General features: G+C 43.6%; 15 protein-coding genes. 1 reads left to right on the top strand and 14 read right to left on the bottom strand.

Annotated elements, in window-relative coordinates; genetic code table 11:
• Positions 1-3 precede the first annotated feature (3 nt).
• The 10 genes from CQS04_RS08010 to CQS04_RS07965 form a co-directional block, all read right to left on the bottom strand.
• Positions 4-1,326 (bottom strand): TRAP transporter large permease, encoded by a 1,323-nt coding sequence (locus CQS04_RS08010; RefSeq protein WP_100353635.1) that lies wholly within the window; start codon positions 1,324-1,326, stop codon positions 4-6.
• On the bottom strand, positions 1,323-1,802 hold the full coding sequence (locus tag CQS04_RS08005; protein ID WP_100353634.1) for a TRAP transporter small permease: 480 nt from the start codon (positions 1,800-1,802) through the stop codon (positions 1,323-1,325). The genes CQS04_RS08010 and CQS04_RS08005 overlap by 4 nt, the downstream gene beginning before the upstream one ends.
• Positions 1,803-1,818: 16 nt before the next feature.
• Positions 1,819-2,841 (bottom strand): DctP family TRAP transporter solute-binding subunit, encoded by a 1,023-nt coding sequence (locus CQS04_RS08000; protein WP_100353633.1) that lies wholly within the window; start codon positions 2,839-2,841, stop codon positions 1,819-1,821.
• A gap of 4 nt (positions 2,842-2,845) precedes the next feature.
• Complete coding sequence (locus CQS04_RS07995; protein WP_100353632.1) at positions 2,846-4,153, bottom strand: (Fe-S)-binding protein; 1,308 nt, start codon at positions 4,151-4,153, stop codon at positions 2,846-2,848.
• Positions 4,146-5,552 carry an FAD-binding oxidoreductase gene (locus tag CQS04_RS07990; protein ID WP_100353631.1) on the bottom strand — a complete coding sequence of 469 codons (1,407 nt, stop codon included), beginning with the start codon at positions 5,550-5,552 and terminating at the stop codon, positions 4,146-4,148. Before CQS04_RS07990 ends, CQS04_RS07995 begins: the two co-directional genes overlap by 8 nt.
• Before the next feature lie 163 nt (positions 5,553-5,715).
• On the bottom strand, positions 5,716-6,798 hold the full coding sequence (locus CQS04_RS07985; RefSeq protein ID WP_100353630.1) for a CdaR family transcriptional regulator: 1,083 nt from the start codon (positions 6,796-6,798) through the stop codon (positions 5,716-5,718).
• A gap of 108 nt (positions 6,799-6,906) precedes the next feature.
• A complete protein-coding gene (locus CQS04_RS07980; protein ID WP_100353629.1) occupies positions 6,907-9,057 on the bottom strand; it encodes a S8 family peptidase in 2,151 nt (716 codons plus the stop codon).
• An 84-nt stretch (positions 9,058-9,141) separates the two neighbouring features.
• The gene (locus tag CQS04_RS07975; protein WP_100353628.1) at positions 9,142-9,771 is read right to left on the bottom strand and encodes a queuosine precursor transporter; all 630 of its coding nucleotides are present in this window, start codon (positions 9,769-9,771) and stop codon (positions 9,142-9,144) included.
• Positions 9,772-9,782: 11 nt separating this feature from the next.
• Complete coding sequence (gene queF / locus CQS04_RS07970) at positions 9,783-10,283, bottom strand: preQ(1) synthase (protein WP_100353627.1); 501 nt, start codon at positions 10,281-10,283, stop codon at positions 9,783-9,785.
• A gap of 185 nt (positions 10,284-10,468) precedes the next feature.
• Entirely contained in the window at positions 10,469-11,083 is a 615-nt protein-coding gene (locus tag CQS04_RS07965) for a PH domain-containing protein (protein ID WP_100353626.1), read from the bottom strand.
• Positions 11,084-11,272: 189 nt separating this feature from the next.
• On the opposite strand from CQS04_RS07965, the gene CQS04_RS07960 reads away from it, so the two are divergent.
• The gene (locus CQS04_RS07960; RefSeq protein ID WP_100353625.1) at positions 11,273-12,361 is read left to right on the top strand and encodes a CapA family protein; all 1,089 of its coding nucleotides are present in this window, start codon (positions 11,273-11,275) and stop codon (positions 12,359-12,361) included.
• Positions 12,362-12,402: 41 nt separating this feature from the next.
• Here CQS04_RS07960 and CQS04_RS07955 read toward each other — a convergent pair whose 3' ends face one another.
• Genes CQS04_RS07955 through CQS04_RS07940 form a run of 4 tightly spaced genes read right to left on the bottom strand, consistent with a single transcriptional unit; the run spans position 12,403 to position 16,483 of the window.
• The gene (locus CQS04_RS07955; RefSeq protein WP_100353624.1) at positions 12,403-13,455 is read right to left on the bottom strand and encodes a YkvI family membrane protein; all 1,053 of its coding nucleotides are present in this window, start codon (positions 13,453-13,455) and stop codon (positions 12,403-12,405) included.
• A gap of 24 nt (positions 13,456-13,479) precedes the next feature.
• On the bottom strand, positions 13,480-14,586 hold the full coding sequence (gene menC, locus CQS04_RS07950) for an o-succinylbenzoate synthase (protein ID WP_100353623.1): 1,107 nt from the start codon (positions 14,584-14,586) through the stop codon (positions 13,480-13,482).
• On the bottom strand, positions 14,583-15,392 hold the full coding sequence (locus CQS04_RS07945; protein WP_100353622.1) for a GNAT family N-acetyltransferase: 810 nt from the start codon (positions 15,390-15,392) through the stop codon (positions 14,583-14,585). Before CQS04_RS07945 ends, menC begins: the two co-directional genes overlap by 4 nt.
• Positions 15,389-16,483: an amidohydrolase gene (locus CQS04_RS07940; protein ID WP_245858776.1), complete on the bottom strand. Its 1,095-nt coding sequence runs from the start codon at positions 16,481-16,483 to the stop codon at positions 15,389-15,391. Before CQS04_RS07940 ends, CQS04_RS07945 begins: the two co-directional genes overlap by 4 nt.
• Between the last annotated feature and the right edge of the window lie 9 nt (positions 16,484-16,492).

The raw sequence follows: 16,492 nt of genomic DNA, 5'->3' as shown, positions 1-16,492 counted from the left end.
TCCTTATTTAACGTTCAATAGATCGGGTAAAAATGTTGAAATTACAGGAATATACGTAATCAGTAGTAAAACGATAATGGAGGCGACCACAAATGGTACAACGCCTTTTGAGATTTGAATAATATTTGTTCCAGAAATTCCTGCGGCTACATATAGATTGAGCCCTACTGGTGGGGTAAACAATCCTATAGCCAAATTCACTGTCATAAAGACTCCAAATACCGTTGGATCCACTTCCAAAAACAACATAATAGGAAGCAAGATCGGAACAAATATGTAGTATGCGGAAATTGCATCAATGAAGGCACCAGCAATCAGTAGTAAAACATTGATTAGCAATAAAATCACAATTGGATTAGTAGATAAGCCTAAAATCACTTCGCTCAAATCACGAGCGATTTGTTCGGTTGTAATGATGTAAGCAAACACCGATGCCGCACTCACGATGATCATAACTACAGCGGTCTGCAAAGATGCGTCAACAAAAATTCGATACATGCTTTTAAATAGATTCCCTCGCAGGACAAACACTCCTACGAGCAGCCCATAAACAACTGCAACAACAGCAGCTTCCGTAGGTGTGAAGAAGCCCCCGTAAATTCCACCTAAAATGATAATCGGAATAAATAAACCAGGTAGTGCCTTTAAAAAAGCATCCATTCTTTCTTTACCAGAAGCTTTAGCAGTTGTATGTTCATCTGCATGAAAAATCCCTTTCTTCTCTTCACGATACCTAACATAAAAAGCTGCAATGATGAAAGCGGCTCCCATGAGAAGTCCTGGGATGACTCCTGCTAAAAACAGACGATTAATCGTTATAGGGATTTGATCTCCTGCTACCACTGCAAATACGATAAAGGCAATACTTGGAGGAATGATAATCCCAATTGCACCAGAGCTTGCTACTAACGCTCCAGCAGTCTCTTTCTTATAACCACTTTTCATCATGGCGGGAATTAAAATGCCTCCAATGGCTGCGACGGTTGCGGGTCCTGAGCCTGAAATAGCTGCAAAAAATACAGCCACTAGAACGGTTACTAGAACAATGCCACCTTTTAAATGCCCGACCATTGCTTGAGCAAAATCAATCAACCGCTTAGAAATTCCAACATGATCCATGATGACCCCTGCCAAAATAAAGAATGGGATAGCTAGAAGAGTGAACTTGGCCACACTGGTGTACATGATATCGGTAACAGCTTCTAAACCGTATAGACCGCTAGATGACACAAGCACAAGTAACGAAGAAATTCCTAATGCAAGTGCAATTGGGACCCGTAAAAATATCAGTACAAAAAATGCGCCGAATAAGAATAATGCAATCATAGTTCACCCTCCTCACTTGGTTTGAGTTGCCATTCTTGCCATCCCACTTGAATCGTACGGATGATACAGAGTGCAGCCCCAATTGGCAGAGACATCGTCATGACCCAGGTTGGCCATCCAAGAGCTGGTGTTTTTTGACCAATATCCATTTGAAACAGAATGGTTTGAATTCCATACCAAAACAACACCCCAAAAAGGACAAGGCCAGCTAAAGTTGAAATAGCGATCATCGAGCGTTTGACCCACTTTCCGCCCAAATCATAAAATAAGGTAAAGCCGAGATGTGCATAGTTACGCACACCTACGGCTGTTCCTACAAATGTTAACAATACGAACAAGTTAATCGTCAGCTCTTCCGTGAAAGACAGTGAGATTTCTGCAAAGTTTCGCGAAATGATGTTCGCAAAAGCGATGACGGTCATCGTCAGCAGCGCAATCACTAAAATTATTTCTTCTAATTTATCTAACACTTTCATCGGAAACCCCTCCTGATCACGGTTGGAAAGCTTCTAAAAGATCCGCTCCCCAGATATCTGTGTACTTGTCATACAGCGGCTGCACTTGTTCTTTAAATGCTGCTAATTCTTCTTCAGTTGGCTCATAGAACTGCATACCTGCGGCTTTTAGTTCCTCAATTTGGCCTGCTTCTTTTTCACGAGCTAGCTCTACTTGGTACTCCGCTGCTTCTTTTCCTAAACGGTCAAACAACTCTTTGTCCTCGTCACTCATGGATTCATAAAGCTCTTTGTTCATCCCTAAAACTAATGGATCGTAAGAGTAGTTCCACATTGTAATGTAATCCTGCACTTCATTTAATTTAGAAGAGTAGATGACGTCGATTGGGTTTTCTTGTCCATCGATTGTGCCTTGTTGAAGTGCTGTAAATACTTCTGAGAAGGTCATTGTGACAGGATCTGTGCCAAGTTCTCTGTAAAGGTCTGTATACATCTGAATTCCAGGAATGCGAAGTTTTAGACCTTCGATATCATCAGGAGACTTCACTTCTCGCACGCTGTTTGTCAATTGACGGAATCCATTCTGACCATATCCAAGTGCATGGACTCCTTTTTCAGCCAATACTTCTTTCAGCTTTTCTCCACCTTCGCCGTTAAACACACCATCCACTTCTTCTAAGTTAGAAAATAAGAAAGGTGCTGAAGCGACACCAAAGCGCTCATCTAAAATGGAGTAAATGATAGTTGAGTTAAAAGTAAGATCAATAGTTCCTTTTGATAGGCCCTCAACAGCCTTTCCTGAATCGCCACCTGAGAGCTGCTCATTTGCGAAGATTTCTAGGTTGATTCGACCATCAGACTCTTCAGCTAGATCTTCTTTTAGTTTCTGAGCAGCTTCATACCAAGTAGAAGAATCCGATACGGTTACAGACATTTTCAAATCGTATTCTTTGCCATCAGCATTTGCTTCATTAGAAGCTCCTTCAGAGCCACATGCTCCTAACAACAACACAGCGGATAACCCCATTACAGTAAATAGTGAACGTTTTGATTTTTTCATTTTCTTACACCCCTTTTGTAGTTTGAAAAATCGATTCATACACAAAGTCAACAATATGCACCGCTTCCATCTCATCAGTTAGCCCTTCCCGTTCAATCCCTACCTTCATTTGAAGAAGACATCCGGGATTTGTTGTAACAATCCGGGCCGGTCTGACAGTCCTCACTCCCTTCATTTTCTGTTCAAGTAGTTGGCTGGCGATCTCTGGTTGCAAGATGTTATAAATTCCTGCAGAGCCACAACAACCAGAAGCATTTGGCATCTCTTTAAACTCCCACCCAGGAGATGCTTGAAGTAAGGCGCGTGGTTCAAGCCACACTTTGTTTACATTGCGCAAATGGCAAGAGTCTTGATACGTAACAATTCCTTCAACTGGCACTTGGTGTCTAGCCATCTTGTCGGTTAAACCTAATTGGACAAGTAGACTTGATATATCGATTAGTTTTTCACTAAATCGCTTGGCTTCATCTGTAGCTAGAAGCTTCCCGTATTCACTCAAGAAAGCACCACATCCACCAGCGTTTTGAACGATATAGCTATAGTCTGTATGCTGAAAAGCTTCTATGTTTTGAAGAGCATTTCGCTTTGCTTTAGGGATTTCTCCACTATGGCCGTGCAACGCCCCACAACACGCTTGACCTTTTGGAACGACGACTTCTGCTCCCAACGATTCAAGGAGTTCGATTGTCCGCTGGTTCGTCTGTTGAAACATGGTATCCATCAAACAGCCGGTAAAGAAAGCGACTTTGATTTTTGGATTTGAAGGACTTGATGACTGTTTTTTAGAAGTGATCTTCGGCAACACTTTCTCCATATCTCGTAAAGTTTTTGGAAACAGTTCCATAAACCCTATTTTTCTAGCGACTTTTTGGATGCCTGTTGTTTGGTAAAACTGAATCAATTTCACTGTACCTTGCATGATTTGTTGATTCGCAAACAGTCCATCAAACGCTACTTTTCTCGTCAATTTCTCTGATAATCCAATGGGCTTTGCTTGTTGAACTGCGTAGCGTGTCTCCTCTAATAAAGTGCCGTACTGAACACCAGCAGGACAGGCCGGTTCACATGCTCTACAACCTAGACACACGTCAAAGGCTTCCTCGACAGAGCCATCCCATTTAACCTCCCCATCCCTCACTGCTTTCATAAGTGCAATGCGACCTCGAGGAGAATGAACTTCATCTTGGTCCGTGATGAGGTATGTAGGACAAGCAGGTAAACAAAATCCACAGCGCATACAATCCATTAACAAGTTCTCATCTACATGATTGATAAAGCTTTGCTGCATTCTTTCTTCAAGAAGGTTAGCCATAATGCAACACCACTCTCGGTTTTGTAGACTTAGCAAAGAGTTTTCCCGGATTGCATATGTTGTCAGGGTCAATTGCCTGTTTCAAAACTTTCATTAATTCGATACCTTGAGGGCCAATCTTCCATTCCAAGTAAGGTGATTTCATTTCTCCTACCCCGTGCTCTCCTGTGATGGTCCCCCCTAAATCGATTGCTGCTTCAAAAATCTCAGCAAAGGCTTGCTCCACTCGTGCCATTTCTTCTAAGTCTCGGCTATCCGTGAGACAGGTAGGATGTAAGTTTCCATCACCAGCGTGTCCAAATGTATGAATCTCAACTTGATTGCGTTTTGCAATTTGTTCAATGGCCCGCACCATTTTGGCAAGCTCTGAACGAGGCACCGTAGCATCTTCAAGAATGGTTGTAGGTCTCTTTCTAGAGAGAGCCGATAATGCCGCTCGTCTACCTGCTTTTAAACGCTGTGCTTCTTCAGTAGATCTAGCCACTGCAGTTAGCGTTGCACCATTCGCTCTAGCCAGTGCAATCATTTGATTCACATCTCGCTCGACAGCATCTTCGTCTCCATCTTGTTCCATCAACAACATGGCCTCCGCATCTTCCGGTAATCCCAAATTCATAAATTGCTCGACAGCATCCATAGTTCCTCTGTCCATGAACTCCAAAGTTGCAGGAATGATTTTAGCTGCTATGATTTCTGACACGGTTGCACCTGCAGCTTCCAGTGAAGTAAAGTAGGCTATACCTGTTTTTTGTGTTCTAGGTAAAGGAATCAATTTCAAAGTGATCTCTGTAACAACGCCCAGAGTTCCCTCAGCTCCAACAAGTAGCGATTTCAAATCATATCCTGCTACGTCTTTTGCAAGCTTCCCTCCCGTTTGAATCGTCTGACCGTTTGGGAGCACTGCCGTTAACGCCATCACGTAATCTTTAGTCACACCATACTTTAATCCACGTAAACCACCAGAGTTCTCACTTACATTTCCACCGATTGTAGAAATCTTCATGCTGCTTGGGTCAGGAGGATAGAAAAGTCCATTACTTTCTACGAATGTGGCGAGATCTGCAGTGATGACACCAGGTTGCACAGTCACACATAAGTTGGCCATATCCAGCTCTAGAATTTTATTCATTCTATTGAACAGTAAAACGATTCCTCCCTGCGTAGGGACAGTACCCGCAGCCAAATTTGTACCTGAGCCCCTTGGAACTAATGGCTTTTTAAAACGTCCACAGAGCTTCATAATTTCTGCAATTTCTTCAGTGGAAGCCGGTGACACCACTGCGTCCGGTGCAGATTGGAAACCTGCAGTTGCATCGTAGCTGTAGGCAGCTAGCTGCGCTCTGGACGTCTTTACATTGGGTTCACCAACAATACCTTGTAATTCCTGTAACCATTCCACCGGCTTTTCACCTCTTTCTGGTAGCGCTTACAAATGAGTTTACAGAAAGAATTTTCTGAATACTATGTCTCTTCTACCAACATAAAGAGTTCATTTGTGTCGATTTTTTGTCTTTTTGGACAAAGAAAAAACTGATTCTCCTAGTATCTAGGGAATCAGTTACCTATTTTCTTACATATAAGCGATAGGCTGTAAAGACTTCAGCCGCATGGGTTCGATTTGATAGTTGCACGCCAAGGAGGTTCTCAATTTTACTTAGTCTATATTTCAATGTGTTTTTATGAATAAACAGTCGATCTGCTATGTCTTGCAAGCTGCCAACTGTTTCAAAGTAGGCTTGTAATGTATCCATCAGTTCTCGATCTTCAGCAATAGGGGCAATTGTACGATCTAAAAAGGTCTGAATCCCTTCTTCAGGGAGTTGATAGTACAACAACTCCAACTTCAAATCTTCTTCAAACACTAGCCTCTCTTGACGGTCTGCAATTTTCACAGCTGTTTTAGCCTGCTGGTACGACTGTTGTAACATGTCCATTCGTCCAACTCCGATAGGTTGAAATTCCCCTAACTGTTTGGACAATTTTTGCTGCAGCTGAAGCAGTCCCTCTTCTAAAATACCACGGTCCACCTTAGGTAAAAACAGCAACAGCTGCCCCATTCCGCTCCGGACTAAATGTAAATCTGGATGAATGGTCTGCATACTAAGTATTCGGTCCATCATTTCTTGGCCAAAGAACTTTGTTGATTGTACAATAGCTACTTGCCGGAATATTTCTAAAGGAAACCCAAGCACTCTTGCTCGTTGGAAGGCTTGGTCATGTTTAACAGAGCCGGATAAGTAATCCGCAACAAAATATTCTATTTCTCTTGTTGTTCGCTCTTTCTCTTGCCTGGACAAGAAGTCGGTAACGAATAATTCAACGACTTTGCGTACAAGCTTTGCATACCGCTCAACAGTTTCAGGTAACCCTGTAATACCAATGACACCAATAGCTTGATTCATAATTAAAATTGGCATCACGATTCCTGGTCGGACACCTTTCAACTTTTCGCTCAGTTGCTCCGTAATATGTAATTGTTCTTTCTGTTTCATGGCGATGGAAGCACCTTCATGAAACGTATTTATACGTGAAGGATTGGTGCTTGCTATAACAAATCCAGAACGATCGGTTACAACGACATGTTGCTCCATCAGATCAGATAATTCATGTACAATGTCCTGGCCAACTAAAGACAAGTCGAACATGTTTCCCACCACCTTTCAGTCAATAATAGAAGAATACTATTTTTCAAACTATTTTGGCAATATTATATTAAAAAAATCCAGCCAAATTTGGCTGGATTAAAAGTATTGTTATTTCTTCGCTTTCATCAAGAACTGAGAGAACTCGGAACGTTTTGTTGGATTAGAAGGCTTAAATGTGCCATCTGGGTACCCCGCTGTAATTCCAGACTCATAAAGAGAACCAATGGCTGCAAATGCCCAGTGCGTATCTCGAACATCTGAAAAAGGAACAGAACCATTAGACTTCAATTCATAAGATTTTTCCAAAACAACCGCCATCTGAGCTCGAGTCAATTGACCGTTCGGATCAAATGTGCCGTCCGGATTTCCACTAAAGATTCCAGCAGCTGTGGCAGCTGCAATATAGTCGGAAGCCCAGTGAGAGCTTGGTACATCTTTAAATGTTGGCATCTCCTTTTGATACGGAAGCTCCAAAGCTTGAGCAATCATGCGAGCAGCTTCCGCACGCGTCGTTAAGCGATCAGGTTTGAATGTGCCGTCCGGGTAGCCTCCAATAATGGAATAGTCTCGTAAATACGCAACGGCTTCATGTGCCCAGTGCGATGCACTCAGGTCTGGATATGCGCCATTTTGCACAGTGACTGACTTTTCAGCAGTCAGAAGTGTTTCTTTGTTGTCGGCTACGATTCGCAGGGTAGTTCCAATGGGTTGTGGAACTAGTGCTAAGTCAAATTTTCCTGTCTCATCCGCTACCCCGCTAGCTAGTTGAGTAGCTCCTTTGTAAATCGCAATCTGGCTCCCAGGCGTTGAAAACCCGATAAGACGAGTTGAATAATTTGTTATATATTGTCCTACCCAGACTTCCATCTGTGCTGAAGCCGTTACAGTGATAGTCGATACCGGACTATGATTGCCATAACTATCAACCAGTTGAACTGTTAACACAGTCCCAGCAGGCTGTTTTGGTATTTCTAAAGTGAACGACCCATTACCCGTGAAGCCTGATTTTTTAGCGATTTGCCCAAAGCCATTGCGAACCACAACCGTGGACTTCGGAAGCGTTGTTGCTACAGTTCCTGTCAGTTGTCCTTGTGTAGAAGAAACAGACGAAAGTGTAGGTGCCTCCAAGTCAAATTTCGTAAGTGCTGCGTAAGCATCTACTCGACCATGTCCTGATTTAGAATCCCAACCAATTGGACCTAAATCTTTAGTAGTTGAAAGTAATTGAGCTTCTATATCCGTATTCGTAAAATGCGGATTTTGCGCTTTGATGAGAGCTGCGACTCCTGCTACAACAGGTGTGGCCATTGACGTACCTGACATCCGAAGGAATCCATTATTCGGTGTTGTTGAATAAACACTTTCTCCTGGAGCCACAAGATCAAGCGTTTCGCCCCAGTTAGAATATGTAGAGACAGCATCAGAACGGTTGGTCGACCCTACAGAAAGTACGTTATCAAAACCAGCTGGATAGCTGGTAAGCGAGGTTGATTCATTCCCAGATGCTGCAACAATTACTAGTCCTTTGTCGTGCGCATCTTGTATAGCGTCATCTAGGATTTCACTGTAAAAAGGACCACCTAGACTCATCGAAATAATATCCGCGTCGTTAGCAACTGCATAGTCAACTCCCGCAACGATATCGCTAAGATACGCATCATCTCCATTAAACACGTCCACCAAATACATGCCGGTTTTAGGTGCTACACCTGCACCCATCAATCCATTGTTTGCAGTTGCACCAACAATTCCAGCAACATGAGTTCCATGTTCTTCGATAGTGAAATGGGGTGCGGTATTCGTTGCTAGTTTGAAACGGCCCACTAATTCAGGATGTTTTGTGTCAAATCCATCATCTAATATGGCGACATGCACATCTGGTGATCCCATTGTGATATCCCAGGCCTGTGCCGTCCCAATCAACGCATGATGGTATTGTGTCGAGAAATACTGATCCGTTGGTGTGACCAATCTTTTGTAGCGATAATTTGGTTCTGCTAGCTCTACGTCACTTCGTTTTTCGAGCTCTTGAACCACTTCTTTTGCAGACTTTCCTGCAGGAACTTTTACAGTGACAACCGATTGATTCTGCTGAACAGTTGCTGATTGTACGGTAAAGCTCTGTTCCAACCGCTCTGTATTTTGTTGCTTCATCTTCACTACGACGGTATCCGGCTGCTGTGCTGCTTCAGCTTGAAGAGGAACTCCACCTGCTAAAAGCAATCCTGCAACGGCAGCTGCAACTGTTGTCTTTTTCATTATCCGCACTCCTTTTCACTCACTACTCACAGTATATAAAGGACACGTGTAAAATACTAGGGCAAATTGTCATACCTTACCAAATCATGCCGTTTGAGCAACAAGCTCTTTTTGCTGTTTGCGAATTCCATACACCGCTCCGTAAACAAATGGAGTTGTAGCGATGGTCGCAAAGAATTTCACGACATATTGTGTCGCAATCATGCCTAGGAGTACTGCAGTTGGAACCGTTCCAGCAAACGCAATGGTGATGAAAATAGATGTATCTACTAACTGACTCGCCATAGTAGAGACATTGTTACGAAGCCATAATTTTTTTGTACCGTGTTTTTTCTTTAGACGATCAAATACAAAGACATCAAGGTTTTGACTGATGAAATACGAAATCAAGCTAGCTGCGATGACCCGGAGGCTTCCATTAAGAATCGTTTCAAAAGATGCCTGCCCTTGCCAAAACGAGGCTGACGGCAGTGCGACAGTGATACTAATAAAGATCAATGCAATGACCTGTGTTATGAGACCTGCTCGAACTGTTTGTTTGGCTTGTTCTTTCCCATAGACTTCAACGATGACATCGATAATCGGATACGTGAAAATATAAATCACCACAGCCGCAGGCAAGATGGCAAATTCGCCGATTGAAACAAGTTTTACCGCTACAATGTTTGCAAGTATAAGAAGACCGACAAATAGACCATTTAAATAAAGTAACATGTGGCTTCCTCCTAGCGGTTATCTACTTTTTCAGGATATAAATCGTGGTTCATCAAACGGTGGAACGCCATCTCTTCATATTTCGTGCCAGGCTTCCCGTAGTTACACCATGGATCAATGGAGATACCACCACGCGGTGTGAACTTGCCCCATACTTCGATGTAACGAGGATTCAATAGGTTGATCAAATCATTCATGATAATGTTGACGCAGTCCTCATGGAAATCTCCGTGGTTACGAAAGCTGAACAGATAGAGTTTAAGAGATTTACTCTCTACAATTTTTTGATCCGGTATGTACGAGATATACATAGTCGCAAAGTCGGGCTGACCTGTGATCGGGCACAGACTTGTAAATTCCGGTGCATTAAATTTCACAAAATAATCGCGGTTCGAGTGCAAGCTATCGACAGCTTCCAATACTTCCGGTGCGTAGTCCTGTGGGTATTTCGTGCCTTGATTCCCTAGTAACGTCAGTTCATCAAGTCCTTGTTCGTATGTTCTTCCTGACATAAAAAAATCCTCCTTGAATGTCTGCTGTTCAAGAGAGGAAAACATACGAATGCATACAAAAAGCCATGTCCGGCAATGGACATGGCATAATGACATGAATCCATAGTTTTTTATAGAGGGTGTCCGCTATGAACCTCTCCTGCCTCAGCAGATTTATTTGCTTACTCACTATATCAAATTCGTGCTTAGTTTAAAATGTATTTTTTGAAGACGTCTCCAAAATCTTTTCTCACATACGTCTCTTGATTCTTTTTCATCCACTCGAATGCGTATTCGTTGATACGAGAAAAGTCTTCTGCCATTCGACTTTCAGAGGGACGAGAGTTGTTCATCACACTAGCTGCAACATCTATGCTCTTTGCAGACATGTTCAGGTATTTTTCATTTTCGTGCACTTCTTCAGAAATATGGAGCAGTGATTTGTAAAGATCTTTCAAGCGTTCGAGCTGCTTTTTATCCACATCGATATCAAATGGAACATTGCCCATCTGGAACTTAATCTCCACATCCAAGTCTACGGTTCCAGCAGTTTCTAACATGACATGTGAAATCGGGTGACGGTGGTAGCTGTAGCGCTTCAACGTCCGTTTCGATGAAACCGCGCTATCTCCATCTACATGAATCAATGCTAGATTTGTAAAGCAGTATTCGTCCATTTTCGTCTTGATCAAGAAATAAATTTCTTCTTGGTCTTCATGACGCACATAATCATCCGATTGCGTTTTGTCGTAATCCTGTGGGTCAATGATTTTTCCGATGTCTGAAATTCCTAATGCGTCTGATGCAAACTTTTTTAACATGGCCATCTCTCCCTTTTTTGGTCTTCTTTTAGAATACGCGATGGATTGGAGTTGCTCAAGTGGAATTCTCGTCAAGGTTTGGGCGATTCGCGTCAACTACCTGATAGGAGATGCTAGTTGTAGCTATACAACCTTCATCCAACCGTCTATGATAAAAGTAACAGAGAACAAGAAAAAGGGGCGGGTTGCATGAAATGGGTTACGTGGCTGTCGTGGGCAGTTTTAATTCTCGTTGTTACTGTCGTGGGCTATACGCAGCTTTATGGTGTGATACAAACTCTTCTAAAACCGCCGCCACCTTCCATTACCAATTTTGACGGCGTTTCTCGCACGGCTCAGAAGTTTGAATTACCTGTTGAGACGATTACCATTGGCATGGCTGGCGATGTCCTTTTACACGATACGCTGAACAATTATACAGATTACCGCCCCTCCTTCGAAGGCGTTCGTGAGATGACAAACGAACTCGACTTTCTTATCGTGAACTTGGAGTCTTTAGCTGCAGGTGAAGAATTTGGTTTGTCAGGATACCCGAATTTCAACAGTACGGAAACCATCATCGATGGAATCAAGGATTTAGGTAGCGACCTCGTCATGGTATCGAACAATCATACTTTAGACAAACGGCCTGCTGGCCTCCAGGCTTCACTGGCCAATCTAAAAGAGCGAAATCTTCCCTATGTCGGTGCCTACACCTCTCAGCAAGACGCGGATCAACCACGAATCTTTTCTTTAGGCTCTGTGACAATAGGTGTCGTCTCCTACACATATGGACTGAATGGCCATCGTGTTCCAAACGATCAACCGTATTTAGTGAATTTGATTGATGTGACAAAGATTCAAAAAGACATTCGTGACTTAGAAGAACAAGTCGATATCACCATCGCTTTGATGCACTGGGGAACCGAGTACGAACTCGATGCAAATGAAGAACAGCGTTATGTTGCTAGAATTGCACATCAAGCAGGCGCAGATATTTTGTTTGGCGGTCACCCTCATGTGCTACAACCATACGAACTCCTTGAAACAGGAGAGCAGCAAACACATGTTTTTTATTCGCTCGGAAATTTCTTTAGCGGGCAAACCATTGAGAACACAAACTACGGTGGCATCGCAGTGATGACGCTGACTTCTGATGGGAAGCAAGTGTTGTCAGCTACTCCTTCTTTTTATCCGACCGAAGTGACGTTTACACCTGGTCGAGTTGTCGTCAATCCAATGACAGAAACAGATGCCAGTCGGTGGACAAGTCATGTAGGCGTTCCAAAATACGAGTAATTCCTCAATTAAAAAGCCCAGGGCAAGTGCCCTGGACTTTTTTAATGAACCGTTTTTCTTCCTTTAAACCAAGCCACAATAATCGTTGCCATCAAAGCAAATCCTAAATAGCCGACTGTAGAATAGACCTTTCCAACAAGTGTCGTGAATCCAACTAGGCTCGCGATATACCCAGCAATTCCAACACATACAATTACGATTTTGAATGATTTGTGGTCAGGTGCCACGAAACGAACTGTAAACGAATAAAACATTCCAACTGCCGTGTTGTAAATCATCCCTAGAAGTGCGATGGCCATTAACACTCCTATAATTGGGTGGATTTGAGTTGCCAGTTCAAGTGTTGGAAGATCAACGCCTGCAATCGTATCCACCTTCACGAACAGAGTGACATTTACTAAAATAATCATCAATCCGAGTAACAAACCACCCAGGGCCCCACCAATACCAGCAATGCGACGGTCTTTTTCAGCTCCGCCCATGACAATCAACAAGGCAGCTCCGCACGCAATGTTATACGATACATAAAGTAGTGCTCCTAAGAACCAATTGCCTGCTGCTGCAGGCTGCTGAGTCGCAATCTCATGCGCTTGTACAAAAGATAAATCCATTGTTGCGAGTGAGTACCCAAGAATAATCAAAATGACCAACAACAAATAAGGTGTTATTGAAGCAATCAAATTTAAAATGCTCTGTAAATTCAACAGCAATGTCAAAATCGTCAAGACGACCATGAGAATACTACCGATTCGAGCATCCAGACCAAACATCTGCTCGAATGTAGAGCCTGCTCCCGCAAACATGACAACTGCAACTCCGAATAAGAAGAACGTAATCAAAACGTCTAGAATGGCACCGATGTAACGTCCCCCAATATGATAGATGACCCCTTTATGTGAGGTCGTCTTCAGCTGAGAACCAAGTTGTGCCAACGTCATTCCTAAAAATGCAAAAAGTGCTGTCGCTACGACGCCTCCAGCAATTCCCCAATAACCGAAGCTTGTAAAATACTGCAAAATCTCTTGTCCGGAGGCAAACCCTGCTCCAACAATCAGCCCGACGAATGCGCCGGCCATCTGAATACTTCGTTTCATCCAATCACCCTCTCGCTGTGTCTCTTAGTTGTAAGTTTTTTTCATCACGGTATAGCGCTCTACTGCCTCTTGATCAATGGCATACCCAATACCTGCTTGTTGCGGCACATGGATCACACCGTGATTGACCGTCACTTCAGGCGTGATGATGTCTTTTTCCCAGTAGCGAGAAGAACCGGCTGTGTCCCCAGGTAATATGAAGTTAGGAAGCGTTGTAAGTGCTACGTTATGCGCACGTCCAATCCCTGCCTCTAACATCCCACCGCACCACACAGGAATGCCTTTCTCCATGCAGTAGTCATGAATTTTCTTTGCTTCTGTAAGTCCGCCTACACGTCCAATTTTGATGTTGATGACCTTCGTCGAACCTAGCTCAACTGCTTTACGAGCATCTTCTAATGAATGGATACTTTCATCCAGACAAATCGGTGTCGATAGCTGTTTTTGAAGCGTTGCGTGGTCGATGATATCGTCAGAAGCAAGAGGTTGTTCTATCATCGTTAAATCAAATGCATCGAGTTGCTTTAAAAGCTCTACATCTTCTAGACGGTATGCCGAGTTCGCATCTGCCATGATAGCAACGTTAGGAAATGCTTCTCGCAACCGGCGCATCACATCCACGTCCCACCCTGGCTTGATTTTCACTTTGATGCGCTTGTAGCCTTCTTCTACATAGCCACGCACAACTTCAATCAGTTCTTCAACAGAGTTTTGAATCCCGATACTGATTCCTACGTCGATTTGATCTTTGGTACCGCCAAGCGCATGCGCGAGCGACTGGTTGGTCTGCTGCGCATAAATGTCCCAGACAGCCCCTTCAATAGTCGACTTAGCCATATTGTTTTTTCGAATAGCAGAAAACAAATCGCTTACTTCATCGGGATGCTGCAATTCCTTTCCTAATAACATTGGAATCAAGAAATCTTCAAGCATATGCCAGTTCGTTTTAAACGTCTCTTCGTTGTACCAAGGAGAAGAAAACGCAACGGATTCTCCGTAGCCTACTGTCCCTTGTTCGTCTCTAGCTTCAAGAAGAATAAAATCTTTCATTTGAAACGTTCCGAAGCTTGTCGAGAACGGGCTCTTCATTTCCATCTGTAGATGACGCAATGTAACTTCAACTAATTTCATAGTGGGGTTCCTCCTAAAGACAGCATGGATTGTTTTACAAATAAATATCGATTTTCATCTTGCCCTTGAACCAGTTCCGTTGCACAGTACCCTTTCGCAAACAGCTCTTGAAACACAGCTCTTGTCTGAATGCGCCAAGCATAGGCAAGTTCCGGGTTCTGTTGTTTGAGAGATTGAAAATCTTTGGGAATCGGCAAGGTATAGACCGGTGCGTCCATCACTTCACCTGTTGGATAAAACATCGGATGGTCCTCTTCCCAAGAAATCGAGCCTAAGGAAACAGCGTCCCTTTCATTTCGTGTAGGTTCTGTTGATATGTGTGGTGTATCAATATACCAGTGAATTTCAAAGCGATCGGAAGGAAGGCCTTTATTGAGACCGTCCTCCATCTCGCCGTAACAGTTCTCAATATAAGTAGAGCAGATGCCTCGAAGCTTCGTGAGATTCAGGTAAGCATTGCGAGATTCCAGAGGATCATAGGTCCAAATGATTCGGTGGTACCCTTTTTCGAGTGCTACCTTGCGTTGGTATTCTTTCAAACGCTCGCCTATCTTTTGAGAACGAAACTCTGGATGTATGCCGAGCATATGAGAGCATAGATACGCTTCGCCTTCTGTGTAACCGGCAAATCCGTAACTAAATCCGACCAATTGCTGCTGAGAATACGCTCCGATAATTAAGCCACCATGCTTCACAGCTGTCATGGTCTGGTGGAGAGGAATCGGTGCCATATCCCATACAAGCTGTTCCAATTGTTGAACTTCGAGTAGTTCATCTCGTTGTTTTAGTTCTCTTAGTTCAATCATTGAGTCGCCTCCACTTCCTGCACTGCAAGTTCTGCAGCTCGTGCAAGGATTTGAGCTCCTTCTACTAAATACGAGCTATTGAATGTCATCTGTGGATGATGCAGTCCAGGAGTGACACCGCATCCTAATCCGAGCATCGTCGTTTTGAGGCTCGGCTTATGAAAGCTATAGTAATGAAAATCCTCTCCGCCTGGAGAGACGATTTCATCGCCAAAGTGCTCTTCTCCCACTATCTCTGTGATGGCTTGTTTTAGTAAACTTGCGGCATCTTGATCCACTTGAGCTGCGACAATGGCTGCCCCGACATGCGTGTCGATTTTGACAGTGTATAATTCCTCAACGGATTTAATGGCACGGTCTAAGCCTTCCATCAGTTTGTCCATCGTATCGTTTTGCTGCGCTCGGCAATCCAGTGAAAACGTGGCAGTTCCCGGAATAATATTCACGGCTGTCCCACCTGCTTGAATCTGCGTCATTTTGATGGATCCCGATTTCCCAGGTTGAATCCAGATGCGTTTGAGTGCATCGACTAGAGCCGTCGCCGCTTCTATAGCATTGATGCCTTCTTCTGGACGAGCCCCGTGTGCTTCCACTCCAGTAATCGTTCCTCGAATCATGCGGGCAGCCCCGTGATGAAGGGCAGGACTGTGTGTACCCTCTGGCAGTTCGACTAAGGAACGAACATGAACTCCAAACAAATAATCAAGCGAATCAATCACGCCTGCATCAAGAAGAGCAAGGGCTCCGTTGCCTTTTTCTTCAGCCGGCTGGAATAAAATTCGGACAGCTCCTGATTGACGTTCTGCTAAAATTTTTGCCGCTCCAAGTGCCATCGTCATATGGCCATCGTGGCCACAAGAATGGTTCGCCTGGAACTCTCCGTCTACTTCTTGCCACAGGGCATCGATATCGGTTCGAAGGCCAACTCGAGGCGTTCCTTTACCTATATCTACGTAAAGACCTGTCATATTCAGAAAACGTTTTGGTTGGAGGCCCATCGCTTCTAATTGTTGTACCAGATAGTTTGTCGTTTCGACTTCCGACCAACTGACCTCTGGTGTCGCATGCAAATGATCAAATTGACGTTTCATTGCGGTTGA

Origin of the sequence: Chryseomicrobium excrementi (assembly GCF_002798305.1) — a bacterium.
GTDB classification, from domain to species: domain Bacteria; phylum Bacillota; class Bacilli; order Bacillales_A; family Planococcaceae; genus Chryseomicrobium; species Chryseomicrobium excrementi.
Note: the sequence above shows the minus strand (reverse complement) of the source record. Positions and strands in the feature narration are given on the sequence as shown.

Bases quoted from the DNA above. Each gene is read 5' to 3' on its own strand.
- queF (WP_100353627.1), bottom strand. From the start codon at position 10,283: ATGTCAGGAAGAACATACGAACAAGGACTTGATGAACTGACGTTACTA.
- CQS04_RS08005 (WP_100353634.1), bottom strand. From the start codon at position 1,802: ATGAAAGTGTTAGATAAATTAGAAGAAATAATTTTAGTGATTGCGCTG.
- menC (WP_100353623.1), bottom strand. From the start codon at position 14,586: ATGAAATTAGTTGAAGTTACATTGCGTCATCTACAGATGGAAATGAAG.
- CQS04_RS08000 (WP_100353633.1), bottom strand. From the start codon at position 2,841: ATGAAAAAATCAAAACGTTCACTATTTACTGTAATGGGGTTATCCGCT.
- CQS04_RS07975 (WP_100353628.1), bottom strand. From the start codon at position 9,771: ATGTTACTTTATTTAAATGGTCTATTTGTCGGTCTTCTTATACTTGCA.
- CQS04_RS07985 (WP_100353630.1), bottom strand. From the start codon at position 6,798: ATGTTCGACTTGTCTTTAGTTGGCCAGGACATTGTACATGAATTATCT.
- CQS04_RS07940 (WP_245858776.1), bottom strand. From the start codon at position 16,483: ATGAAACGTCAATTTGATCATTTGCATGCGACACCAGAGGTCAGTTGG.
- CQS04_RS07980 (WP_100353629.1), bottom strand. From the start codon at position 9,057: ATGAAAAAGACAACAGTTGCAGCTGCCGTTGCAGGATTGCTTTTAGCA.
- CQS04_RS07965 (WP_100353626.1), bottom strand. From the start codon at position 11,083: ATGTTAAAAAAGTTTGCATCAGACGCATTAGGAATTTCAGACATCGGA.
- CQS04_RS07955 (WP_100353624.1), bottom strand. From the start codon at position 13,455: ATGAAACGAAGTATTCAGATGGCCGGCGCATTCGTCGGGCTGATTGTT.
- CQS04_RS07960 (WP_100353625.1), top strand. From the start codon at position 11,273: ATGAAATGGGTTACGTGGCTGTCGTGGGCAGTTTTAATTCTCGTTGTT.
- CQS04_RS07995 (WP_100353632.1), bottom strand. From the start codon at position 4,153: ATGGCTAACCTTCTTGAAGAAAGAATGCAGCAAAGCTTTATCAATCAT.
- CQS04_RS07945 (WP_100353622.1), bottom strand. From the start codon at position 15,392: ATGATTGAACTAAGAGAACTAAAACAACGAGATGAACTACTCGAAGTT.
- CQS04_RS08010 (WP_100353635.1), bottom strand. From the start codon at position 1,326: ATGATTGCATTATTCTTATTCGGCGCATTTTTTGTACTGATATTTTTA.